We start from the raw sequence: 24,571 nt of genomic DNA on the forward strand, positions 1-24,571 counted from the left end.
CAAGAGGTGTCTCAATGCCCTTTCCCCGCGCATCCCAAGCCCTGTCCCGCTTCACCGTGCTGGATTTGACCCGGGTCCGGTCTGGGCCGACCTGCGTGCGCCAGCTCGCCGACTGGGGTGCCAACGTGATCAAGATCGATGCGCTGCTGGAGGACGGCGGCGGCGAGCAGCCGGGCGGCCCGCGCGGGGGATCGGACTTCCAGAACCTGCACCGAAACAAGCGGGCCATGACGCTGAACCTGAAGGACCCCAAAGGGCTCGAAGTGTTCAAGCGGCTGGCCGAGCAGGCTGACGTCGTCGTCGAGAACTTCCGGCCGGACGTCAAGGCCAAGCTCGGCATCGACTATGAGAGCATCCGCCAGATCAATCCGAAGATCGTCTATGGCAGCATCTCCGGATTCGGCCAGGACGGTCCCTATCACAAGCGCCCGGGCTTCGATCAGATCGCACAGGGCATGGGCGGCCTGATGTCGGTGACCGGCGCGCCCGGCGAAGGTCCGATGCGCGTCGGCATTCCCGTCGCCGACCTGACCGCGGGGCTGTTTTGCGCGCTCGGCATCCTCACCGCGCTGCTGGAACGTGACGTCTCCGGCGAAGGCCAGTGGGTGCAGACCTCGCTGCTGCAGGCGCAGATATTCATGCTGGATTTCCAGGCGGCGCGCTGGCTGATGGAGAAGGAAGTCGCCAAGCAGGCCGGCAACAACCATCCGACCTCGATCCCGACCGGCGTGTTCAAGACCTCCGACGGCTACATCAACATCGCCACGACAGGCGGACGGATCTGGGAACGGTGCGCCCAGGCGATCGGCGCGCCCGACCTGATCACCGACCCCAACTATGCGACTGCGCCGGCGCGCTCGAAGAACCGCGACGCGCTGAATGCGCGGATCAACGCGCTGACCGAGAAGAAATCGACCGAGACCTGGGTGCAGGAGCTGAATGCCGCCGGCGTGCCGTGCGGGCCGATCTACTCGATCGACCAGATGTTCGAGGATGCCCAGGTCAAGCATCTCGGCATGGCCCAGCGCGTGCCGAACGACGAGAACCGGGACATCCAGCTGGTCAGCCAGCCGGTGACGCTGTCGCGGACGCCGAGCAAGATGGTGGCGCGTCCACCGGAGTTCGGCGAGCAGACCGAGGAAGTGCTGGCCGAGTTCGGTTTCGGCAGTGACGAGATCGCCGAGCTACGTCAGCGCAAGGTCGTTTGACGCCTTAGGCCTTTGCCGGCCGCAGCAGACGCGCGACGCCGGCGAAGGCCCGATCGATCACCGGCCAGAACAGCAGCAAGATCGCCAGTGTGGTGATCGTGCCGACCAAGCCGTTCGACCAGAACACCTTCATGTCGCCACCGGAACCGATCATCGACAGCCGGAACGCGTCCTCGGCGCGGCTGCCGAGCACCAAGGCAAGCGTGAACGGCGCCAGCGGGATGCCGATCTTCTTGAAGACGTAGCCGACGACGCCGAAGCCCAGCATCAGCCAGATGTCGAACATCGCATTCTGGATCGCGTAGGCGCCGATCGCGCAGGACACCACGATCATCGGGGCGACCGCCGCGAACGGCACGCGGAGGATCGATGCGAAGATCGGCACCGTGGTCAGCACCAGCACGAGGCCGACGACGTTGCCGAGATACATCGAGGCGATCAGGCCCCAGACGAAATCCTTGTGCTCGACGAACAGCAGCGGGCCGGGATTGAGGCCCCACACCATCAGGCCGCCGAGCAGGATCGCGGCCGTGCCCGAGCCGGGAATGCCGAGCGCAAGCATCGGCAGCAGCGCGGAGGTGCCGGACGCGTGCGCAGCGGTCTCCGGCGCGAACACGCCTTCGATGCGGCCCTTGCCGAAGCTTTCCTGATCCTTGGAGAAGCGCTTGGCGAGATTATAGCCCATGAAGGAAGCCGCGATCGCACCGCCCGGCGTGATGCCGAGCCAGCAGCCGATCACCGATGAGCGCAGCAGGGTCACCCAGTATTTCGGCAGGTCCTTCCACACCGACAGCACCACGCGCAGGGAAATGCCGGCGGCGTGTCCACGCAGCGCCAGGCGCTCCTCCATCGTGAGCAGGATCTCGCTGATGCCGAACAGGCCGATCACGGCGACGAGGAAGTTGATGCCGCGCAAGAGCTCCGCCGAGCCGAAGGTCATGCGCAATTGCCCGGACACCGTATCCATGCCGACACCGGCGAGCAGCAGCCCGAGCGACATCGAGATGACCGTCTTGTGCTTGGCTTCGCGGCCGAGGCCGACGAACGAGCAGAAGGTCAGGAGATAGACCGCGAAGAATTCCGGCGGCCCGAACTTCAGTGCGAACGACGAGATCATCGGCGCCAGGAAGGTGATCAAGAGCACCGCGACCAGCGAACCGATGAAGGAGGAGGTGAACGCCGCGGTGAGCGCTTCGGCCGCCCTGCCCTGCTGCGCCATCGGATAGCCGTCGAACGTGGTCGCAACCGACCAGGCTTCGCCGGGGATGTTGAACAGGATCGAGGTGATGGCGCCGCCGAACAGCGCACCCCAGTAGATGCAGGACAGCATCACGATCGCCGACGTCGGGTCCATCGTGAAGGTCAACGGCAGCAGGATCGCGACGCCGTTCGGGCCGCCGAGCCCGGGTAGCACGCCGACGAAGATGCCGAGCACGAGCCCGACCATCATCAACAGCAGCGTCTTCCACGTCAAAAGGACGGCGAAGCCGTGCAGCAGGAGACCGAAAGCTTCCATGTTTCGAAATCCTGTCGATCGCTCAGTAACCGAAGGCCGCTTCGAGCGGCCCCTTCGGCATGATGACATCGAATGCGATGTCGAAGGTCACGAACATCGCGGCGGTGAAGATGAAGGCGGTGAGCAACGACTTCCACAGGGCGATCTTGCCGACGACGCGCATGAAGCCCGCGATCAGGAGGAAGCTCGCGACATAGAGGCCGAGATATTGCGTGGCGAGGCAGAACAGGAATGTCGGCGCGAACACCGCCATCACCCGGCGAAGCTGCGCCCGGGTGACGAAGGTCTCGACAGCCTCCCGGCGCGACACGAAGGCGGCGCCCAGGCCATAGAGGCTGGCGGCGCCGAGGATCACCGAGAGGTAGAACGGAAAATAGCCCGGCTGCGGTCCGGTCGAGTCCCACGAGGCGCCGGTGCGCCAATTGTCCCAGCCGAGCACCAATGCGAGCGCAAGCAACAGCAGCGAGACGACGATGTCGACGAAGCCGGTCGAGACGACGGTCGGCGAATTTTCTTCAGGCGCGGTCGGATCGTCGACGACGATCTCAAGATCGGTGTTGGACATGGGCTCGACGGTCTGGGTTGCGACGGCAACGATTGGGATAGCGCGCAGATGCAATCACCGTCAATGCAGCCTTCAGCTAACTGGACCGTTCGGGAAACGCGCTCGCAAGCGCAGCACGATTCGCATCGAGGACGCCGCGCTCGGTGATCAGACCCGTCACCAGCCGCGCCGGCGTGACGTCGAAACCGAAATTAGCGACCGAGGAGCCATCCGGAACCACGCGCACGGTTTCGATCCGTCCATCCGCCGTGCGCCCGGTTAGGTGTGTTACCTCGCTGGCCGCGCGCTGCTCGATCGGGATCTGTTTGATGCCATCGTCGATACGAAAGTCGATGGTCGGCGACGGCAGCGCGACATAGAACGGCACGCCGTTGTCGTGTGCCGCCAGCGCCTTCAGATAGGTCCCGATCTTGTTGCAGACGTCGCCATTGGCGGCGACGCGATCGGTGCCGACGATCGCCAGATCGACCATGCGGTGCTGCATCAGATGGCCGCCGGTGTTGTCGGGGATCACGGTGTGCGGCACGCCGTGATGACCGAGCTCCCAGGCGGTGAGCGAGGCGCCCTGATTGCGCGGGCGCGTCTCGTCGACCCAGACATGGACCGGAATGCCGCGATCATGCGCCTGGTAGATTGGTGATGTCGCCGTTCCCCAATCGACGGTTGCAAGCCAGCCTGCGTTGCAATGGGTCAGGACGTTGACCGGCTCGCCCGGCTTCTTGGACGCGGCGATTGCCTCGATCAGGCCGAGCCCGTGGCGGCCGATCTCGCGGTTGATCTCGACATCCTCGTCGGCGATTGCGCGGGCGCGGGCGTAGGCCGCGTCCACCCGGGCCGACGCCGCGAGCGGCGCGAGCGCCCGCTGCATCTCGTCAACAGCCCATCTCAGATTGATCGCGGTCGGCCGCGTCGCGGCCAGCATCTTGCCGGCATGGTCGAGCGCCGCGTCGGAAGCATCTGATCGCATCGCGAGCGCCATGCCGTAGGCTGCGGTGGCGCCGATCAACGGTGCGCCGCGGACCAGCATCGAGCTGATCGCCTCGCCGGCCTCATCAGCGGTCGTGAGTCTGGCCACGATGAATTCGTGCGGCAGCCGGCGTTGATCGATCGCGCCGACCGACCAGCCGTCAGGCTCGAGCCAGATGCTGCGAAAATGTCGTCCGTCGACCTTCATGCGCCTAACACCCGTCCGGCGACTGCATCGAGCTTGGCGAGCAGATGCAGATCGCGCGCCGCGGGCGCCGTGATCAGCGCGGTATCGAGCGCGCGATCCGACCCGATCGGACACGGCTCGTGCTCGCGCGGGAAATCCCGCGCCAGCCGCGCGACCAGCGCCTTGGCCTTCTCGGCGTTCGAATTCAGCACCCGGATGATATCCTGCACGGTCACGGCATCATGCGCCGGATGCCAGCAGTCGAAATCGGTGACCATCGCCACGCTGGCGTAGCAGATCTCGGCTTCGCGGGCGAGCTTGGCTTCGGGCATGTTGGTCATGCCGATCACCGAATAGCCCTGCGCCTTGTAGGTCAGGCTTTCCGCGAGTGAGGAGAATTGCGGCCCCTCCATGCAGAGGTAGGTGCCGCCGCGTGCGAACGCGATGGCTTCAGCTTCGGCGGCGGCCGCGAGATGCTTCACCAGCAGCGGCGACACCGGATGCGCCATCGAGACATGGGCGACGCAGCCCTTGCCGAAGAACGAGCTCTCGCGCTTGTGGGTGCGATCGACGAACTGATCGACCAATACGAAGGTGCCCGGCGGCAGCTCCTCCTTGAACGAGCCACAGGCGGACAGCGCGACGAGGTCGGTGACCCCTGCCCGCTTCAGCACGTCGATATTGGCGCGATAGTTGATGTCGGACGGCGACAGCGCGTGACCCGGACCGTGCCGCGGCAGGAACACGATCGGCAACCCCGCCATCTCGCCGCGGCGCAGCGGCGCCGACGGCTCGCCCCAGGGACTTGCGACCGCTTCCTCGCGGACGTTTTCCAGGCCCGGCAGATCGTAGATGCCGGATCCGCCGATGATCCCCAACACGGCTTTGGTCATGATCGCTCCACGGCTAGCCGAACGTCCGGCCATACTGCGGCGCAGTAATCACCGCGCCGCCGCCGCATGCAAGCCAATTCCGGACCGCGTGCGCTATTTTGCGACAAAGCCCGCTGCATTCATCAGCGTGGCGTTCTGCTTGTCGTCGTCCTCGAGGAACTCGACCATGTCCTTGCCGGTGAGGAAGATCGGCTTCAACGCCTGCTTCTCCATGTAGTCCTTGTATTCCGCCGTCTGCGTCACCTTCTGGAACAGGTCGACATAGAATGCCTGCTGCTCCTGGCTCACCTTGCCCGGCAGGAACATCGCGCGCAGCATCAGATACTGCACGTCGAGCCCTTCCTCCTTGCAGGTCGGGATATCGTTCCAGGATTGCGTCTCGGTGACCTTGGTCTTGTAGGAGATGCGCTCCTTGTCGAACACACAGAGCGCACGCACCTGACCGGCACGCCAGACTTCGAGGTTCTCGCTGGGATTGTTGACGTTGGACTCGGTGTGGCCGCCGACCAGCTGGGTCGCGGCCTCGCCGCCAGACTTGTACGGCAGGTAGGAGAACTTCGCGCCGGTCTTCTGCTCCATGAAGACGGTCAGCACGTGGTCCTCGCGCTTGGAGCCGGTGCCGCCCATCTTGAACGGTGCGCTCGCCGCCTTCGCGGCATCGATGAACTCCTTCACGGTCTTCGGACCGGAGACGTTGTCCCACAGCACGAACTGGTCGAGCGCGATCACCGACACCGGCGTGAGGTCGCGCCAGTTGAAGGGGATCTTGGCCGACAGCGGCAGCATGTAGATCAGCGAATAGGCGATCAGCACCTTGTTGGGATCGCCCTCGCTGGACTTCATGTACATCAGCGCTTCCGCACCCGACGCGCCACCCTTCAGCGACACCACCATCGGCTGCTTCATCAGATTGTTCTTCTGGATCGCCGCCTGCATCATACGCGCCATCTGGTCGGAGGCGCCGCCGGCGCCGGCCGCAACCACGATCTCGACCGGCTTGCTCGGCTCCCAGCCGGCAAATGCCGGCGTGCTCAAGAGCAAGGCCGCGATGGCAGCCGTGGCTTTCACAATCTGTCCCACGTGTTTCTTCCCTATCTATTTGTTCGGCTTGGCAAAAGCTACGAAGCGGCGGGTGCGGTCATTGTGCCGAGAAAAGAAGTGAGTTCAAGCCGCCGAACCGTCGCATGGCGTATGACTTTGGAATGAGGAACGTGAGCGGACCGAGTCTCACAGCCGGCCGCATACACCATCGTCGTCCCGGCGAAGGCCGGGACCCATACGCCGCGGCGGATGTTGTAGATGGGACTCGTCGTTCCACCATCAGACAACAATCACCATCTGTGGTTATGGGGCCCGGCCTTCGCCGGGACGACGATGAGGACGGTTCACGATGCCAACACGCGGTGTCATCGCCCGGGGCGATGACAGTTGTGGCTGGGATGAAGAGCGGAGCGGAGACGCCGCCGCTACTTGCCCTTGAAGTTGGGCGCACGCTTGTTGAGGAAGGCGTCCATGCCCTCGCGGAAATCCTCGCTCATATAGGCGCGCAGGATCAGGTCCTCGCCCTCGTCGCGCGACAGCGTGCGGCGGATGCGGCGGACCGCTTCCTTGGTCACCTCGAGCGTGATCGGCGCATGGCCGGCGACCAGCTTCGCGGTCTCATCGGCGCGGCGCTGCAAGGTCTCGACATCGGGGACGACCTCATTCAACAGCCCGAGTGCCAGCGCTTCCGGCGCCTCGACGAGGCGCGCCTTGAAGATCAGGTCCTTGGTCCGCGCCGGACCGATCAGCGACACCAGCCGCGAGATGTTGGACATCGAGAGGCAGTTGCCGAGCGTGCGCGCGATCGGGAAGCCGATCCGGGTCGCCTCGGTGCCGATGCGGATGTCGCAGCAGGCGGCGATCCCGGCGCCGCCGCCGGTGCAGGCACCGGCGATCGCGGCGATCACAGGCACGCGGCACTGTTCGAGTGTACCCAGCACGCGGTCGATCCGTGCCTCGTAATCCAGCGCGTCCTGCGCGGTCTTGAACGCGCGGAACTGGGAGATGTCGGTGCCCGAGGCGAACGCCTTGTCGCCGGCGCCGGTCAGGATCAGCGCCTTGATGGAGTGATCCTGATTGATGTTCTCGCAGATCGAGGCCATCTGCTCATACATCGCAAAGGTCAGCGCATTGCGCGCCTGCGGCCGGTTGAAGGTGATGCGCGCAATCCCGTCCTCGACGGAATAGATCAGGTCTTCGGTCGAAGTGACGGGCGCGTTCATGTCTCGCTCTTTCTGTTCGTTACGATTTGATTTTGAGACCAAGGCCCTCTCAAGCGACTTTCGACGCCTGCGCGGCGTCGCGTCCCTTGAGGACGTCCATCGCCGCCAGCACACCGCCGCTGCGATGCGGCACCTTGGCGAGATCAAGACCCATCTCGACGCCCGACAGCGTGCCCATCAGCATCAGGTCGTTGAAGTGACCGATATGGCCGATCCGGAACACCTTGCCCTTGACCTTGTTGAGGCCGGTGCCGAGCGACATGTCGAAATTATCCAGCACGACCTTGCGGAAATGGTCGGCGTCGTGGCCGTCAGGCACCCGCACTGCCGTCAACGCCGGCGAATGCGCGCCCTGCTCCTGGCACTGCGTCTCCAGGCCCCAGACCTTGATCGCGGCGCGGGTCGCTTCGCTGTGGCGCTTGTGGCGGGCGAACACGTTCTCAAGCCCCTCCTCCTCCAGCATCTTCACGGCCTCGCGCAGGCCGAACAGCAGGTTGGTCGCGGGCGTATACGGCCAGGTGCCGGCCTTGTTGATGTTGATGACCTCCTGCCAATCCCAGTAGGAGCGCATGCCCGGGTTGGCCTTGGCCACCGCGAGCGCCTTCTCCGACACGGCGTTGAAACCGAGGCCGGGCGGCAGCATCAGCCCCTTCTGCGAGCCGGCGATCGAGACGTCGATACCCCAGGCATCATGCTCATATTCCAGCGAGCCGAGACCGGAGATGGTGTCGACCATCAAGAGCGCCGGGTGCTTCAGGGTGTCGAGGATCTTGCGCACGTTGAGCGGATAGGTGACGCAGGCGGTCGAGGTCTCGTTATGGACCACGCAGACGGCCTTGATCTTGTGCGCCTTGTCGGCGGCGAGCCGCGCCTCAATCTGCTCGAGGTCGGCGCCGTGGCGCCAGTCGCCCGGAACGAAGTCGACGTCGAGTTTGAACTTGTCGGCGATGCCGTGCCACAGCACCGCGAACTGACCGGTCTCGCACATCAGTACCTTGTCGCCGGGCTGCAGGGTGTTGACGATCGCGGCTTCCCAGGCGCCGGTCCCCGACGAGGGGTAGATGATCACGGGCTGCTTGGTGCGGAACACACGCTGCATCGCCGACATCACGGCAAAGCCGATCTCGGCGAATTCGGCACCGCGGTGATCCATGGTCGGCATGTCCATCGCCCGCAGCACCCGGTCCGGCACGTTGGTCGGTCCCGGAATCTGCAGAAAATGCCTTCCAGTATGCACGGTCATAAGCGTCCTTCCCGGTCTTGTCTTGGTCGTGATGAGCCGCTCGCATATCACTATTCGCCGGGTTTGTCCTCGGCCGGGCGGGGGGCCGTCATGCATATCTGACGGCGCTCCACCCGCACCGGCAGCCGCTCACCCGGCGGCCACCACCTTGCCCGCCGTCACCCCTCCGCCCGTCTCCTCGAACGGCCGCTCCGGGTGCATCAGGAACGCCGAGAAGCCGCCGAGCAGCAACAGGCCCATCGACATCAGGAACGGCAGGTACCAGTTCCCGGTGGCGTCGATGACGAAGCCGGCGACCAGCGGCGAGACGATGGCGGCGAAGGCCGAGCCGGTGTTCATGATCCCCGCGGCGGTGCCGGAATATTTCGGCGCGATGTCCATCGGGATCGACCACATCGGGCCGATCACCAGCTCGGCGCAGAAGAAGCCGGCCGACAGGCAGAGCGCGACCAGCGTGATGTCGTGGACGAACAGGATCGGCATCAGCGACAGCAGCGCTCCGGCGAAGCCGACGACCGTCACGCTGAGCCGCGCCAGCCGCAGATTGCCCGTGCGCTCGAGGATGCGGTCGGAGATGACGCCGCCGATGCTGTCGCCGATCACGCCGGCGAAGAACACGCCGGAGGCGAACAGCGCCGAGTTCTTCAGATCGAGGCTGTAGTTGTTCTTGAAGAACAGCGGCAGCCAGTTGAGGTAGAGCCACAGGCACCAGCCGTAGCAGAAATAGGTCAGCGTCACCGGCCACATCCGCTGCAGCAGCGGTCCCCACGGCACTTTCGGCCGCTCGCCTTTCGGCCGCGGCGGCAAGGTCGCAAGCTCGGCCTCGGTGATGGAGCGATGGTCCTTCGGCTCGTTGCGGAAGTACCAAACCCACACAATCCCCCACAGCAGGCTGACGATACCAAGCACCACGAATGCGCCGCGCCAGGTCAGCCAGAGGATGAGAAGCGCGACGGCCGGCGGGGTCACCGCATTGCCGAGCCGCGCAAACGAATGTGTCAAGCCTTGCGCGAAGCCGCGGCGGTTCGCCGGCGTCCAGTACTGCATGGCGCGCGTCGCGGTGGGAAACGTCGCGCCTTCGCCGAACCCGAGCGCGAACCGCGCGACGAACAGCGCCACGAGACCATGGACGAAGCCGGTCATGATGGTCGCCGCAGCCCAGATCATGCCGCACCAGAACAGGGTCTGGCGCGGCCCGAAGCGATCGCCGACCCAGCCGCCGATCACCTGGAACAGCAGGTACGGATAGGCGAATGCCGAGAACACCAGGCCGAGCTCGGTGTTGGACAGGCCGAGCTCCTTCTGGATCTCGCCGGCCGCGGTGCCGATGTTCACGCGGTCGACATAGGTGATGAAATACATCACGCAGAGCATGGCCAACACGACATGGGTGGCCTTGAACCGAAGCCTCATATCCCCTCCCTGGTCTGCGATTTTGGTTGTTGGTGTCGCTAGGTGCCGACGACTTTCAGGTGTGACGACGCATTGCGCTGGTCGCGCTGCTCGAGCAGCTTCATCGCCACCGCGACGCCGCCCGCGCGATGCGGCACACCGGCGACCGACAATCCCATCTCGACGCCGGTGAGCGCGCCAAGCAGCGTCAGCTCGTTGCATTCGCCGAGATGACCGATGCGAAAGACCTTGCCGGCGACCTTCGACAGGCCGGAGCCGAGCGACATGTTGAAATTGTCCAGCACGACCTTGCGGAACTGGTCCGCGTCATGGCCGGGCGGCATCAACACCGCGGTCAGCACCGGCGAGAACTCGGCCGGCTCCTGGCACAACACCTCGAGTCCCCAATGATTGACGGCGGCACGCGTCGCCGCGGCCAGCCGCTGATGGCGCGCGAACACATTGTCGAGCCCCTCCTCCAGCAGCATCGCGATCGCCTCGCGCAGCCCGTAGAGCAGGTTCGTCGCCGGCGTATAGGGGAAGAAGCCGTTGGCATTCGGCTTCAGCATCTCCTCCCAATCGAAATAGGAGCGCGGCATCTTGTTGCTACGCGACGCGGCGCGGGCCTTTTCCGAGATCGCATTGAAGCCGAGGCCGGGCGGCAACATAAAGCCCTTCTGCGAGCAGCTGACGCTGACATCGACCTTCCACTCGTCGTGCCGGTAGTCGACCGAGCCCAGCGACGAGATGGTGTCGACCATCAAGAGCGCCGGATGCGCGGTGCGGTCGATGGCGGCACGGATATCGGCGATCCGGCTGGTCGCGCCGGTCGAGGTTTCGTTGTGGACGACCATCACCGCCTTGATGCTGTGCGCGGTGTCCGCGGCAAGTTTTGTTTCGATCTGGGCGGGATCGGCGCCGCGGCGCCAGTCACCGGGAACGAAGTCGACCTCGATGCCGAAGCGGCCGGCGAGTTGCCGCCACAGGGTGGCGAAGTGGCCGGTCTCGACCATCAGGACCTTGTCGCCGGGCGACAAGGTGTTGACGATCGCAGCTTCCCATGCGCCGGTCCCCGACGACGGGAAGATCACCACCGGCCCTGCGGTCTGGAAGATCCTGGCGCTGCCCTCGAGCACGGTGCGGCCGAGCTCGCCGAACTCGGCGCTGCGGTGGTCGATGACGGGCATGTCCATCGCGCGAAGAATGCGATCCGGAACCGGGCTCGGCCCTGGAATCTGCAGAAAATGGCGCCCTTGATGCATCAGAACCTCCCAATCGCCGGATGTCGGCCGTTCTGCAACCATTTTGCATTCATTTTTTGTATTTTCAATCCCATTTTGGTATTCTATTGAGCGCATCGACGCGACCACGACGGCAAACTATTGTTCAGAATATGAAATCTGCGATTCCCGAAACCGGGGTTCCGATCACCCCACCCGCCGCCGGCAACGGCAGCGACCGCCAGGAGGCCTCGCTGCACGGCGAGATCCTGCTGCGGCTGCGCGACTACGTGGTGGAAGGCAACATTCCCGACGGCGCCCGCGTTCCGGAACGCCAGCTCTGCGAAATGCTCGGGATCTCCAGGACGCCGCTGCGCGAGGCACTCAAGGTGCTGGCCGCCGAAGGCCTGATCGAGCTGTTGCCCAATCGCGGCGCGCGGGTGCGCCAACTCAGCCAGCGCGACCTCGAGGAATTGTTCGACGTGATGGCCGGGCTGGAGAGCCTCGCCGGACGACTGGCCTGCGAGGCCATCACGGACGAGGAAATCGCTGCGATCGAGCGGCTGCACTACGAGATGTACGGCCACTATCTGCACCGCGATATGCACGGCTATTTCCAGACCAACCAGCAGATCCACGAGAGCATCGTTGCGGCTGCGCGCAACGCGACGCTGAAGACGACCTACGCCAACTTCGCCGGCCGGATCCGCCGCGTGCGCTATTCGGCCAATTTCGCCCGCAAGCGGCAACGCTGGGCCGAGGCGATGCGCGAGCACGAGGCGATCCTTGACGCGCTGCGCCGCCGCGCCGGCAGCGAGCTCAGCGACATCCTGTTCCAGCACCTGCGCAACAAGCGGGGCGCCGCCATCGAGCACCTCGCGGAGGGGCACGACAGCGCCCCTGGGGAAGCGCCTCAAGGCAGCTAGCCTTGCTCATTTTGCATTCATAATGTAACTCTGATCTCAACTGAATGAATAATCCATGGGCAACATTTGGTTGCGCCATGGATCACATTGGATCCGGGATGAAGAACGCCTCATCGCTCGAACAGCGCCTGCGGTCCGACCTGACCGGGGACGTCTTTTTCGATGCCTTCAACCGCGGCCGCTATGCGACCGACGCCTCGTTCTACCAGATCATGCCGGCCGGCGTGGTGGTGCCGCGAACCGTCGACGAGGCGCTGCGCACGCTTGCGATCGTCCGCGACGCCGGGCGGATCGTGACCCCGCGCGGCGGCGGCACCTCGCAATGCGGCCAGACCGTCAATGACGGCATCGTGGTCGACCTGTCGAAGCATCTGAACAAGATCATCTCGCTCGACGTCGAGAACCGGACCTGCGTGGTCGAGCCCGGCATCGTGCTCGACGATCTCAACCGTCAGCTCAGGAAGCACGGGCTGTGGTTTCCGGTCGACGTCTCGACCGCGTCGCGCGCCACCATCGGCGGCATGGCCGGCAACAATTCCTGCGGCGGCCGCTCGTTGCGCTACGGCACCATGCGCGACAACACGCTGTCCATGGATGCGGCGCTTGCCGACGGCACGCTGCTGCATTTCGGCGAAGTGCCGCGCGACCTGACCCGGGTCAATGCGTCCGACAGCGGCTTGAGGCTGTTCCGCGACATGCTCGATCTCGGCGAGCGCGAGGCGCTCGAGATCTCGGATAAATTCCCCAAGGTGCAGCGCCGCGTCGGCGGCTATAACCTCGATGCGCTGGTGCCGCGCAACACGCCGAACAATCTGGCGCATCTGTTGGTCGGGTCGGAAGGCACCCTCGCCTTCACGACGCAGGTCGAGTTGAAGCTGTGGCCCGTGATCCGCAACAAGGTGCTCGGCGTCTGCCATTTCGGCAGCTTCTACGAGGCGATGGACGCGGCCCAGCATCTGGTCAAGCTGCGGCCGATCGCAGTGGAGCTGGTCGACCGCACCATGATCGCGCTGGGGCGCGAGATCGCGATGTTCCAGCCGATCATCTCGGCGGCGGTGCGCGGCGATCCCGACGCGATCCTGGTGGTCGAGTTCGCCGAGGAAGATCAGGCCGACAATCTCGCCCGCCTCAGGCAGCTCGGCGAGTTGATGGGCGATCTCGGCTTCGGCTGGGACAAGCCGCAGCGCAAATGGGGCGGCGTGGTCGAGATAACAGAGCCCGCGCTGCAGACCGGCATCGCCGATTTCCGCGCCGCCGGCCTCAACGTCATGATGTCGATGAAGCAGGAAGGCAAGCCGGTCTCGTTCGTCGAGGATTGCGCGGTGCCGCTGCCGCACCTCGCCGACTACACCGAACGGCTCAATGCCGTCTTCGCGAAGCACGGCACCCGCGGCACGATGTATGCGCACGCCTCCGAGGGCTGCCTGCATGTGCGCCCGGTGCTCAATCTCAAGCTCGAGAAGGACGTCAAGGCAATGCGCGCCATTGCCGAGGAAGCCTTCGCGATGGTGCGCGAATACAAGGGCTCGCATTCCGGCGAGCATGGCGACGGCCTGGTGCGCTCGGAATTCCACGAGACCATGTTCGGCGCGCGCATCGTCGCCGATTTCCGCGAGGTCAAGCAGCGCTTCGATCCGACCAACACGCTCAACCCCGGCAAGATCGTCGATCCGCCCAAAATGGACGACCGATCGCTGTTTCGCTACTCGCCGGACTATCGCGTCGGCGAATTGAAGACGGTGCTCGACTGGTCGGCCTATCCCGGCGCCGGCGGCGGTTTCCAGGGCGCGGTCGAGATGTGCAACAACAACGGCGCCTGCCGCAAGCTCGAAGGCGGCGTGATGTGCCCGTCCTATCGCGCGACCCGCAACGAGAAGGACGTCACCCGCGGCCGCGCCAATACGCTGCGGCTGGCGATCTCCGGCCAGTTGGGTGCGGACGCGCTTTCCTCCGACGAGATGATGGACACGCTGAAACTCTGCGTCTCCTGCAAGGCCTGCCGCCACGAGTGCCCGACCGGCGTCGACATGGCCAAGATGAAGATCGAGGTGCTGGCGGCACGCGCCGCGACCCACGGCCTGTCGGTACGCGACCGGCTGGTCGGGTATCTGCCGCGCTACCTCGATCTCGCCTCGCGCTTCGCCCCGATCGCGAACTGGCGCAACAGAAGCCCGTTGCTGCGCACGTTGTTTGAGACGCTCGCCGGCATCAGCGCCAAACGGGCGCTGCCGGCGTTTCGCAGCGATACGTTCCGCTCTGACGCCGAGGTGCTCGGCGCGCCTGATGGCCGCGAAGTGGTGCTGTTCGCTGATACGTTCAACCGCGGTTACGAGCGGGAGAATCTCGACGCGGCGATCGAGGTGCTGGTCGCCGGCGGCTATCGCGTGCATCTGCCGAAGCCATCGGACGGCGGCCGGCCGCCCTGCTGCGGACGGACGTTCCTGTCGGCTGGACTGGTCGATCAGGCCCGCACCGAGCTCGACCGGCTGGTTGCGACCTACGCGCCGTTCGCAGCGCGCGGCGTGCCGATCATCGGCCTCGAGCCGAGCTGCCTGCTGACCCTGCGCGACGAGCTGCTGTCGCTGCGTTCCGATGACACCGCCAAGAGCGTCAGCGCGCACGCTTTGCTGTTCGAGGAATTCCTGGTGCGCGAGGCCGAGGCTGGACGCCTCGTGCTGCCGCTCGGCGCCGTTGCTGCAAAGGCGGTCGTGCACGGGCATTGCCATCAAAAGTCCTTTGGCGCGTTCAAGCCGGTGGAGAAGGTGCTGCGCCTCGTGCCTGGCCTCGAGGTCAAGACCATCGAGTCGAGCTGCTGCGGCATGGCCGGCGCGTTCGGCTACGGCGCGGACACCTATCAGGCCTCGATCGAGATGGCCGAGCTGTCGCTGCTCCCAGCGGTGCGCAGCGCCGATCAGGACACGCTGATCGTGGCCGACGGCACCTCCTGCCGGCACCAGATCAAGGACGGCAGCGGCCGCACGCCGCTGCATGTCGCCAGCGTATTGGCGATCAGCCTGAAACGTGCGAAGTCGAATTCCAGCAGATCATTACCGACAAAGGAACAGGCCCATGGCTGAGCTCACTCTCGACACTGCCCGCAAGATTCTGGATGCCGCGCTCGCCAAGGGCGTCGAGAAGAAGCTGAAGCCGCTGGTGGTCACCATCCTCGACGCACGCGGCGCGGTGAAGGTGACGGCGGCGCAGGACGGCACCAGCCTGATGCGGGCCGAGATCGCCCATGGCAAGGCCTATGGCGCGCTGGCGCTCGGCATGGGATCGCGGGCGCTGTTCCAGCGCGCGCAGGAGCAGGCCTATTTCATCGATTCCGTGAACACGCTGGCGCAGGGCCGGCTGGTGCCGGTCCCCGGCGGCGTGCTGATCATGGACGGCACCACCCTGCTCGGCGCTGTCGGCGTCAGCGGCGACACCTCGGACAATGACGAGATCTGCGCCGTCGCGGGGATCGAGGCCGCCGGCCTGAAGGCCAACGCGGGCTGATACGCGACCGGGCGCGCAATTTCGGAATATTAGAAATATACCCCTGAGTTGCCCGGCATGTCAAGTGACTTGCCGAACGCCGGCCGCTGCCCGCTCCTTTGCATGGGGTTGTTTTCGGGATTTTGATACTGCGCCCGCGAGGATGTGAAGCTTTGTCCTCATCCACGTTGTCGTCGCCCGGCTCGACCGGGCGACCCAGTACGCCGCACGACCGCCTCTGGAATAGATGCCTCACCGCCCGGTCCAGGTCGGCTTGCGCTTCTCACCGAACGCCTTGAGACCTTCCTTGGCGTCCTCGGTCATCGCGAGCAGCGCGATCTGGCTTTCGGTGTAGGCGATGCTTTCGTCGAACGACATCGAAGCGATCGCGCGCATCGCGTACTTGCCGCGACGGATCGCGGTCGGCGACTTGTCGACGATGCGGCCGATCAACCAGTCGACCTTGGCATCGAGCTCGGCCGCCGGCACGACGTAGTTGAGAAGGCCCGCGGCCTGCGCGGCTTTGGCATCGAACGGCTCGCCGGTCAGCGACCATTCATTGACGAGACGCGGCGGCGCGATCGATTGCAGCAGGCTCAGCACCTGCATCGGAAACACACCGACCTTCACCTCGGGCAGACCGAAGATCACGCCATCGGCGGCGACCGCCATGTCGGTCATGCACAGCAGGCCCATGCCGCCGGCCATGCAGACGCCGCCGACCCGCGCGATCGCGGGCTTGGTCGCGTTCTGCGACAGGCGGAGCAGGTCGGCGTAGTCGACATTCGGCCGCGAGAAATCCATCGAGAATGCCGCGCCGCTGTTCTGCAGATCGGCGCCGGCGCAGAACGCCTTGTCGCCCGTGCCGGTCAGCACGATGACGCGCACGTCCTTGTCGTCATGCGCCTCGCGATAGCCCCTGGCGATGCCCGCGATCACACCGCCATTGAGCGCGTTGCGCTTGTCCGGGCGGTTGATGGTGATCCAGTACGCCTGCCCGCGCTTTTCCAGAAGAACGCTGTTGTCGGTCATGTTTCCTGCCTTGTACGCCGTTTCCTGCCGACATTTGCGGCAGGATCGGCGCCGACTGCAAGCAGGATTATGCGACGGCGGGCGCCTTCCTGATCCAGACCTTGTTGTCGTGGAACGCGGCGCCGCCGACCGGAGCGACGGCTTCCGCCCCTGTCAACATGTTGATGCCGCGACCGCCGATATGCGATTTGTTCGGATGGATCGACTCGGCGATCAGCACGCCGCGGCGGACGCCATCGAACAGTCTTGCGGTCAGCGTGGTCTCACCGCGCGCATTGCCGAGCGTTACGGCATCGCCGTCCGCGATCGAGAGCGCGGCCGCATCGTCGGGATGAATCATCACCGTCGGCGCGCCCTCGCGGGCCTGCGACGACGGCGTTTCGTTGAAGCTGGTGTTGAGGAAGCTGCGCGACGGCGACGTCGCGAGCCGGAACGGATGCTGCGCGTCCGCCTCCTCGATGATGGTCCAGTGATCCGGCAGCGAGGGCATCTTGTCCCAGGCGCCCATCAGCCCGCCTGACCCGACCGGGACCTTGCCCCAATCGACCTTGAAGTGGAACTTCTTGTCCGCATGCGCAAAGCCGTCGAGATAATGCGAGGCGCGGAAATCGGGCTGCAGGTCGCGCCACAACTCGGCCTCGAGCGTGTCGATATCACCATGCCCGCTTTTCTTCAGCGTCGCATCGATCAGCTGGCGCGGCGTCATGGCAAAGCCGGGATGTACGGCGTTGAGCCTGCCGCTGAGCCCTTGCAGCACCTCGTGGTTGGAGCGGCACTCGCCGGGCGGATCGATCAGCTTCGGGCCGACCGAGATGTGCTGATGGCCGCCGCCGTAGTAGAGATCGTCGTGCTCCATGAACATCGTCGCGGGGAGCACGATGTCGGCCATCTGCGCTGTCTCGGTCATGAACTGCTCGTGCACCGCGACGAACAGATCCTCGCGGGCGAACCCCTGGCGCACCAGCCCTTGCTCGGGCGCCACCGTCATCGGATTGGTGTTCTGGATCAACATCGCCTTGACTGGCCCGCCGCCCTTCAGCGCCTCGGCATCGCCGGTCAGGATGCGGCCGATCTTCGACTGATCGAGCACCCGCGTCGTGGGATCGATCGCGTCGTGGCCTTCAATGATGGATTCGTCGAAGCGCCAGATCCCGGCATTGTTGAAGAACGCGCCGCCGCCTTCATATTGCCAGGCGCCGGTCACCGCGGGAATGCACAGCGCGGCGTGCATCTGTGCGGCGCCGTTGCGGCTGCGGGTGAAACCGTAACCGAGGCGGAAGAAGGAGCGCTTGGTGGTCCCGACCAGTCGCGCGAAGGCCTCGATCTCCGCGACCGGCACGCCCGAGATCGCCGACGCCCATTCCGGCGTGCGGGTCTTGAGATGCGCCTCCAGCTCGTCGGGGCAATCGGTGTAGCGCGCCAGATAATCGCGATCGGCAAATCCCTCGCGGAACAGCACGTGCATCACGGCGCAGGCGAAGGCGCCGTCGGTCCCCGGCCGCAGCAGGATCTTGATGTCGGCCTGCTTCATGGTTTCGTTGTTGTAGACGTCGACCGCCGCAATCTTCGCGCCGCGTTCTTTCCGCGCGCGCGATGCATGCGTCATCACGTTGACCTGGGTGTTCACCGGATTGGTGCCCCAGATCACGACGAGATCGGAGACGCCCATCTCGCGCGGGTCGACGCCGGCGATCTTGCCGGTGCCGGCCGTGAAGCCGATGCGCGCGATGGTTGAGCAGATCGTGCCGTAGAAGCGCGAGTACTTCTTCACATGCGACAGCCGGTTGAGACCGTCGCGCATCACGAGCCCCATGGTGCCGGCGTAGTAATAAGGCCAGACCGACTCGGCGCCGAACTCGCGTTCGGCCGCATCGAAGCGCGCCGCGATCTCGTCCAGCGCCGCGTCCCAGGAAATCCGCGCGAACTGGCCGGAGCCCTTCGGCCCGGTCCGGCGCAGCGGATACATCAGCCGCTCGGCGTGATGAATGCGTTCGGCATAGCGTGCGACCTTGGCGCAGACCACGCCGGCCGTATAGGTCTGCTGTTTGGAGCCGCGCACCCTGCCGATCGAACGTCCGTCGATCACTTCGACGTCGAGCGCACATGCCGAGGGGCAGTCGTGCGGGCAGGTGGAATGGCGGATGTCGACTTTGGCATGCTGGTTCATGCCAAGTTCGTAACATCAAACACCCGCCCCGCCGAGAGGCATTATTGACCCAGTCCGGGCGAAAACCGAGCATATGCCATGCGTCGAACGCTCAATGCTCGGCTACCGACCTCAACCATGGGTCAAACCCGGAAGATGCGATGGTGCCGCTGTAGCCGGGATGCGCTTGGACGATCTTGCCCTTCCATTTCGGATCGAGCAGATCGGCAGAGCTCTTCGGCGCCTCCTCGGCCTTCACCAGACTGGTGTTGTAGGCAATGATCGACAGCCAGACCCGGAAGCTCGCGAACTGTCCATCGGCATCGCGATGCTCGTCCGGCGAAGTTGGTACACCGTCTTCCCGCCGATATTCCGATGCGTGAAGACAGCGTCAGTCATCGACAGAGCCGTCAGGTTACAGCCAGACTTCTGATCTCACTTCTTGTCTGAGCACGATCCTTTCGAAACCGGTTTCCACTTTTCCGGATCATCTTGCCGGTGAGATCGAACGGCTTGCGGCCGTCGGTCATGTGACCTCCCGGGATGCGAACGACGCCGGTTTGCCTTCCGTGATCACTTCATATACTAATATATCAATATTGGGAGCATGAATGGCCGGCCGGTCGCCGAAAAAGTCGGAGCTCCGCAACCTCACCGGCCACCGGCGGACCGGCCGCCCGCGGACCGCGACGGCGGCGGCGCGGATCTATGCCGCGCTGCGCGCCGAGCTCGTCTCCCTGCAGCGCAGGCCTGGCGATCCGATCATCGAGGCCGAGATCGCGCGCTCTTATGGCGTCAGCCGGACGCCGGTACGGGAGGCCATCCTGCGCCTGGCGGACGAGGGTCTGGTCGAGATTTTCCCGCAATCCGGAATCTTCGTGTCGCACATCCCGCTCGCCGCGCTCCCGGAGGCGATCATCGTCCGCAGGTCGCTGGAGGAAACCACGACCCGTATGGCGACCGAGCGCGCCAGCACCAGCCAGATCCTCGGCCTGCACGCGATCCTCGAACGTCAGCGCGAGGCCGACAAGGCCGGCGAGCGCGAGGCATTCCATCAGGCCGACGAGGCCTTCCACGCCGCCATCGCCGAAATTGCCGGGCACCCCGGCATCTGGAAACTGATCCTGCAGGTCAAGGTTCACGTCGACCGCTTCCGCTGGCTGACGCTGCCGCAGCGTGGGCGGATGACCGAGGTCATTGCCGAGCACGAAGCGGTCATGGCCGCGATCGAGGCACGCGACCCCGCATCCGCCGGAGCTGCGATGGCGAGGCACCTCGAACGGCTGCTGGCCGACATCTCGGCCACCCAGCACAACAATCCGGAGTTCTTCGACGCGCAAAGCCAGCCGGCATGACCGCGGCCGGACTCCGGCCAAGCATTTTTGGGAGGAGATGAAATGAACCGTACAGAACGACCGCAGCACGGCGGTGCCGGACTCAACCGCCGCGACATCATCAAGATCGGCGCCGGCCTGGGCGCGATCGTTGCGACGTCGGCACAGACCGCCCTTGCCCAGTCCAAAGCGGTCTTCAAGGCGTCAGACGTGCAACCGCCGGGCTATCCGACCGTGGTCGCGACGGAAAATCTCGGCAAGAAGCTTGCGGCGGCGACCAACGGCCGCCTGTCGCTGCAGATGTTCCCCTCGATGCAGCTTGGCGGCGAGAAGGAAACCATCGAGCAGACTCAGATCGGCGCGATCCAGATGCTGCGCGTCAGCGCGGGCTCGATTGGCCCGATCGTCGACGACATCAACGTCGTCAACATGCCCTTCCTGTTCAAGAACATGGCGCATGCCGAGCGGATGATCGATGGCCCGCTCGGCCAGGAGTTGCTGGACAAGATCACGGCGAGCCCGAATGCCGGGCTGGTCGCACTGTGCTGGATGAATTCCGGCGCGCGCAGCCTCTACAACACCAAGCATTCGATCAAGACGATCGCCGACGTCAAGGGCCTCAAATTCCGCGTCATCGGCAATCCGATCTTCATCGACATGATGAATGCGCTCGGCGGCAACGGCGTCGCGATGGGCTACGACCAGGTGTTCAGCGCGTTGCAGACCGGCGTCATCGACGGCGCCGAGAACAATCCGCCGAGCTACGTCTTCAGCAATCACTATACCGCAGCGAAGCACTTTTCGCTCACCGAGCACCTGATCGTTCCCGAGCTGCTGGTATTCTCGAAACGAGCCTGGTCGGCGCTGTCGGCGGACGACCAGACGCTGATCAGGAAGCTCGCCCGCGAGGCGCAGATGGAAGAGCGCGGGCTCTGGAATATCTACGAGCAGCAGGCGATGGAGAAAGCGAAAGCCGCCGGCTGCGAGATCGTCGAGATCGCCGACAAGGCGCCATTCCAGAACGCGGTCAAGCCGGTCTGGGACAAATATGGCCCGAAATACCAGGACATGATCGGGCGCATCCAGGCTGCCTGACACGGCACCGCACAGGACATCGACATCTTACGGGACACGACATGGCTGGATCATATCGTCGCGCGATGGACTATCTGTATCTTGCCTGCGTCGTCACGGGCTCCGCGGCGCTGCTCCTGATATCAGCGGTCATCCCATGGGCGGTGTTCACGCGCTATGTCCTGAACAGCGCCGCCTCCTGGCCCGAACCGCTGGCGGTGCTGCTCACCATCGTCGTGACCTTCATCGGCGCGGCCGCAGGATATCGCCTCAATCTGCATATGAACGTCGGCTATTTCGCCGGCAAGCTGCCGGCTCCGCTCCGGTCGCTCGCCGACCTTGTCGTGCAAATCCTGATGGGGCTGATCGCGCTGTTCATGATGATCTGGGGTTATCGGCTGGTCGAGGTGACCTGGCACAACACGATTGCCGACTTCCCGTTCCTCTCGGTCGGCGTCACCTATCTCCCGATTCCGATCGGCGGTTGCTGCCTGCTGCTGTTCATCATCGAACGAATCTTCCTCGGTGCACCGCTCGATCCGATCGGCGCGCATCGCGAAGCATCGATCGACTGACCGCGAGACGCCACCATGGACATCTCCATCCTGCTCGCGACCATGCTGCTTTGCTTCCTGATCGGCATGCCGATCGCCTACTCGCTGGCGATGGCGGCCATCGTCGGCGCGCTGTGGATCGGCATTCCGCTCGAAGCGGTGATGCTGAAGATCTCCGACGGGGTCAGCAAGGTCGCCATGCTGACGATCCCGTTCTTCGTGCTGGCCGGCGCGATCATGGCGGAGGGCGGCATGGCCCGGCGCCTGGTCGCGTTTGCCGACGTGCTGGTCGGACTGACCCGTCTGCGTGGCGGCCTCTCGATCGTCAACGTGCTTGCGACGACCTTCCTGAGCGGAATTTCCGGATCGGCCGTCGCCGATACATCCGCCATCGGCTCGGTGATGATCCCGCAGATGGAGCAGAACGGCTATCCGCGCGTGTTCGCGACCAACCTGACGATCACCTCGTCGGTTCAGGCCCTTCTGGTACCGCCGAGCCACAACGCGGTGCTCTACTCGCTGGCGACCGGCGGAACGATTTCGATCAGCGCCCTGTTCATGGCCGGCGTGTTCCCCGGGCTGCTGCTCGGCTTCTCGCTGATCATTCTGTGCCTCGCCGTCGCCTATCGCGAGAAGCACCCGCACGGCCAGACCGTGCCGGCCAAGGACGCAATCCGGATCGCCATCGATGCCTCCTGGGGTCTCATCACCCTCGTCATCATCCTTGGCGGCATTCTCGGCGGCATCTTCACCGCGATCGAAGCCGGCGCCATCGCCTGCATCTGGGCTTTCTTCGTCACCATGTTCATCTATCGCGACTATCGCTGGCGCGACCTGCCGGTGCTGCTGCATCGCACGCTGCGCACCGTCGCAATGGTGATGACGCTGATCGCCTGCGCCTCAAGCGTCGGCTATATCATGGCCCTGACCCAGATGCCGGCCAAGATGACCGCCTTCTTCCTGTCGATCTCCGACAACAAGTACGTCATCCTGCTCCTGATCAACGTCCTGCTGCTGGTGCTCGGCACGCTCGTCGACATGGCGCCGTCGATCCTGATCGCAACGCCGATCCTGCTGCCGGTCATGAAGAACTTCGGCGTCGATCCGGTCCATTTCGGCATGATCATGCTGCTCAATCTCGGCATCGGGCTATGCCATCCGCCGGTCGGCGCGATCCTGTTCGTCGGCTGCGCAGTAGGCAAAGTCACGATCGAGCAGGTCATGCGCAAGATCTGGCCGTTCTACGCGGTGATGTTCTTCGTCCTGATGTGCGTGACCTATCTCCCCGAAATCTCGCTTTGGCTGCCGCGGCAGCTTCAGGTCCTGCACTGAATGCGAGCGGAACTGTCGCCCTGGCACAAAGACCGATCTGAGCAGATCAACATTGCGCGACACGCACAGCGTGTGACCTTGCGACCGCTCGCCGCCATGCCTACGCTCGCCGCTCCATAACAAAAAAGACAGGGAGGCGATCGTCATGACAACAAGGCGTGATTTCCTGAAAGCGGGAGCAAATGCGGCGGCAGGCATCGTGTTCTGCGGCTGCGGGCTCGTCCACAACGCGAATGCACAGCCGTCGCGGCAGAAGCTGCCGGTCAGCGTCGATGGCAAGCGCGTCAGGACGATCGACATTCACTCGCATTGCCACTTCCGCGAGGCGGGCGCCCTGCTCGGCGCCGACGCCGAAAGACTGCAAGTGCCGCCGGTCAACGGCGCGGCCGAAGCCTTCATCGAGATCGACAAGCGCCTGGCAGCGATGGACGCGCAGGCCGTCGACATGGAGGTGCTCTCGATCAATCCGTTCTGGTACGACCGCGATCGCGAGCTTGCCGGCAAGATCGTGAAAATCCAGAACGAAAAGCTCGCCGAACTCTGCGCCTCGAAGCCCGACCGGTTTGCGGCTTTCGCCTCGCTGACGCTGCAGGCGCCGGATCTTGCGGTGCAGGAGCTGGAGATCGCCGTGAAGAAGCAGGGCCTGAAGGGCGCGGCGATCGGCGGTGTCGTCGACGGCGTCGAGTTCTCCGATCCGAAGTTTCACCCCATATGGGCCAAGGCCGAGGAACTGGGTGTCCCCCTGTTCATTCATCCGCAAGGCGTGCCCGAGCTCAACAAGCGGCTCTCGGGCAATGGCTGGCTCGGCAACACGATCGCCAATCCGCTCGAGACCACGATCGCGCTCTCCCACCTGATCTTCGAGGGGACGCTCGATCGCTTCCCGGGATTGAAGATCGTCGCCGCGCATGGCGGCGGCTACCTCCCCTCCTACGCGGATCGCTCGGACCATGCCTGCCTGGTCGGCCCGAAGGGATGCAATCCCGAGATCAAGCTCAAGAAAGCGCCGACCGAATACCTCAAGCAGATCTATTTCGATTCCCTGATCTTCACGCCGGAGGCGATCCGGCACCTCGCCGCGCAGGTCGGCGCCGGCCAGATCGTGCTCGGAAGCGACTATCCCTATCCATGGCAACTCGCGCCAGTCGACCACATCTTCGCTTGCTCGTCGCTGAGCGATGATGACAAGGCCAACATTCTCGGCCGGACCGCGGCGAAGCTACTCGGCGTTGCCGCGTGACG

At 64.7% G+C, this 24,571-nt stretch carries 20 protein-coding genes and 1 pseudogene; 9 read left to right on the forward strand and 12 right to left on the reverse strand.

Translation table 11 applies throughout. The features are described from left to right. The first annotated feature begins 14 nt into the window (after positions 1–14). Positions 15–1,208: a CoA transferase gene (locus JQ507_22660; protein ID QRI67759.1), complete on the forward strand. Its 1,194-nt coding sequence runs from the start codon at positions 15–17 to the stop codon at positions 1,206–1,208. A 4-nt stretch (positions 1,209–1,212) separates the two neighbouring features. On the opposite strand, the gene JQ507_22665 is transcribed toward JQ507_22660, so the two are convergent. The 9 genes from JQ507_22665 to JQ507_22705 form a co-directional block, all read right to left on the reverse strand. Continuing rightward, a complete protein-coding gene (locus JQ507_22665; GenBank protein ID QRI67760.1) occupies positions 1,213–2,724 on the reverse strand; it encodes a tripartite tricarboxylate transporter permease in 1,512 nt (503 codons plus the stop codon). A gap of 22 nt (positions 2,725–2,746) precedes the next feature. Next, positions 2,747–3,289 carry a tripartite tricarboxylate transporter TctB family protein gene (locus JQ507_22670; protein ID QRI67761.1) on the reverse strand — a complete coding sequence of 181 codons (543 nt, stop codon included), beginning with the start codon at positions 3,287–3,289 and terminating at the stop codon, positions 2,747–2,749. A 76-nt stretch (positions 3,290–3,365) separates the two neighbouring features. Then, complete coding sequence (gene mtnA / locus JQ507_22675) at positions 3,366–4,463, reverse strand: S-methyl-5-thioribose-1-phosphate isomerase (GenBank protein QRI67762.1); 1,098 nt, start codon at positions 4,461–4,463, stop codon at positions 3,366–3,368. Beyond that, positions 4,460–5,335: an S-methyl-5'-thioadenosine phosphorylase gene (locus JQ507_22680; GenBank protein ID QRI67763.1), complete on the reverse strand. Its 876-nt coding sequence runs from the start codon at positions 5,333–5,335 to the stop codon at positions 4,460–4,462. The genes mtnA and JQ507_22680 overlap by 4 nt, the downstream gene beginning before the upstream one ends. 93 nt (positions 5,336–5,428) lie before the next feature. Next, on the reverse strand, positions 5,429–6,415 hold the full coding sequence (locus JQ507_22685; protein QRI67764.1) for a tripartite tricarboxylate transporter substrate binding protein: 987 nt from the start codon (positions 6,413–6,415) through the stop codon (positions 5,429–5,431). A 386-nt stretch (positions 6,416–6,801) separates the two neighbouring features. Continuing rightward, positions 6,802–7,599: an enoyl-CoA hydratase/isomerase family protein gene (locus tag JQ507_22690; protein QRI67765.1), complete on the reverse strand. Its 798-nt coding sequence runs from the start codon at positions 7,597–7,599 to the stop codon at positions 6,802–6,804. Positions 7,600–7,648: 49 nt separating this feature from the next. Continuing rightward, positions 7,649–8,842, reverse strand: a complete 1,194-nt coding sequence (locus tag JQ507_22695; GenBank protein ID QRI67766.1) for an aminotransferase class V-fold PLP-dependent enzyme — start codon at positions 8,840–8,842, stop codon at positions 7,649–7,651. Between the two features lie 129 nt (positions 8,843–8,971). Further along, positions 8,972–10,255 carry an MFS transporter gene (locus tag JQ507_22700; protein QRI67767.1) on the reverse strand — a complete coding sequence of 428 codons (1,284 nt, stop codon included), beginning with the start codon at positions 10,253–10,255 and terminating at the stop codon, positions 8,972–8,974. 38 nt (positions 10,256–10,293) lie between these two features. Then, positions 10,294–11,496, reverse strand: coding sequence for an alanine--glyoxylate aminotransferase family protein (locus tag JQ507_22705; GenBank protein ID QRI67768.1), 1,203 nt, complete (start codon positions 11,494–11,496; stop codon positions 10,294–10,296). A gap of 131 nt (positions 11,497–11,627) precedes the next feature. On the opposite strand from JQ507_22705, the gene JQ507_22710 reads away from it, so the two are divergent. The 3 genes from JQ507_22710 (at position 11,628) to JQ507_22720 (ending at position 15,878) form a co-directional block, all read left to right on the forward strand. Continuing rightward, positions 11,628–12,380 (forward strand): GntR family transcriptional regulator, encoded by a 753-nt coding sequence (locus JQ507_22710; protein ID QRI67769.1) that lies wholly within the window; start codon positions 11,628–11,630, stop codon positions 12,378–12,380. A gap of 98 nt (positions 12,381–12,478) precedes the next feature. After that, positions 12,479–15,457 carry an FAD-binding protein gene (locus JQ507_22715; protein QRI67770.1) on the forward strand — a complete coding sequence of 993 codons (2,979 nt, stop codon included), beginning with the start codon at positions 12,479–12,481 and terminating at the stop codon, positions 15,455–15,457. After that, complete coding sequence (locus JQ507_22720; protein ID QRI67771.1) at positions 15,450–15,878, forward strand: heme-binding protein; 429 nt, start codon at positions 15,450–15,452, stop codon at positions 15,876–15,878. Before JQ507_22715 ends, JQ507_22720 begins: the two co-directional genes overlap by 8 nt. A gap of 231 nt (positions 15,879–16,109) precedes the next feature. On the opposite strand, the gene JQ507_22725 is transcribed toward JQ507_22720, so the two are convergent. The 3 genes and pseudogenes from JQ507_22725 to JQ507_22735 form a co-directional block, all read right to left on the reverse strand. Then, positions 16,110–16,889: an enoyl-CoA hydratase/isomerase family protein gene (locus tag JQ507_22725; GenBank protein QRI67772.1), complete on the reverse strand. Its 780-nt coding sequence runs from the start codon at positions 16,887–16,889 to the stop codon at positions 16,110–16,112. Between the two features lie 67 nt (positions 16,890–16,956). Continuing rightward, positions 16,957–19,056 carry a molybdopterin oxidoreductase family protein gene (locus tag JQ507_22730; GenBank protein ID QRI67773.1) on the reverse strand — a complete coding sequence of 700 codons (2,100 nt, stop codon included), beginning with the start codon at positions 19,054–19,056 and terminating at the stop codon, positions 16,957–16,959. Between the two features lie 130 nt (positions 19,057–19,186). Continuing rightward, positions 19,187–19,375 (reverse strand): annotated as a pseudogene (locus JQ507_22735) (ABC transporter substrate-binding protein). A gap of 271 nt (positions 19,376–19,646) precedes the next feature. Here JQ507_22735 and JQ507_22740 point away from each other — a divergent pair. The 5 genes from JQ507_22740 (at position 19,647) to JQ507_22760 (ending at position 24,569) form a co-directional block, all read left to right on the forward strand. Continuing rightward, the gene (locus tag JQ507_22740; protein ID QRI67774.1) at positions 19,647–20,390 is read left to right on the forward strand and encodes a GntR family transcriptional regulator; all 744 of its coding nucleotides are present in this window, start codon (positions 19,647–19,649) and stop codon (positions 20,388–20,390) included. A 42-nt stretch (positions 20,391–20,432) separates the two neighbouring features. Beyond that, positions 20,433–21,464: a TRAP transporter substrate-binding protein gene (locus JQ507_22745; protein QRI67775.1), complete on the forward strand. Its 1,032-nt coding sequence runs from the start codon at positions 20,433–20,435 to the stop codon at positions 21,462–21,464. A gap of 41 nt (positions 21,465–21,505) precedes the next feature. Continuing rightward, complete coding sequence (locus tag JQ507_22750) at positions 21,506–22,018, forward strand: TRAP transporter small permease (protein QRI67776.1); 513 nt, start codon at positions 21,506–21,508, stop codon at positions 22,016–22,018. Positions 22,019–22,033: 15 nt separating this feature from the next. Then, on the forward strand, positions 22,034–23,329 hold the full coding sequence (locus tag JQ507_22755; protein QRI67777.1) for a TRAP transporter large permease: 1,296 nt from the start codon (positions 22,034–22,036) through the stop codon (positions 23,327–23,329). 145 nt (positions 23,330–23,474) lie between these two features. Next, on the forward strand, positions 23,475–24,569 hold the full coding sequence (locus JQ507_22760; protein QRI67778.1) for an amidohydrolase family protein: 1,095 nt from the start codon (positions 23,475–23,477) through the stop codon (positions 24,567–24,569). Positions 24,570–24,571 lie beyond the last annotated feature (2 nt).

The organism is Bradyrhizobium sp. PSBB068 (assembly GCA_016839165.1).
Lineage (GTDB): Bacteria > Pseudomonadota > Alphaproteobacteria > Rhizobiales > Xanthobacteraceae > Bradyrhizobium.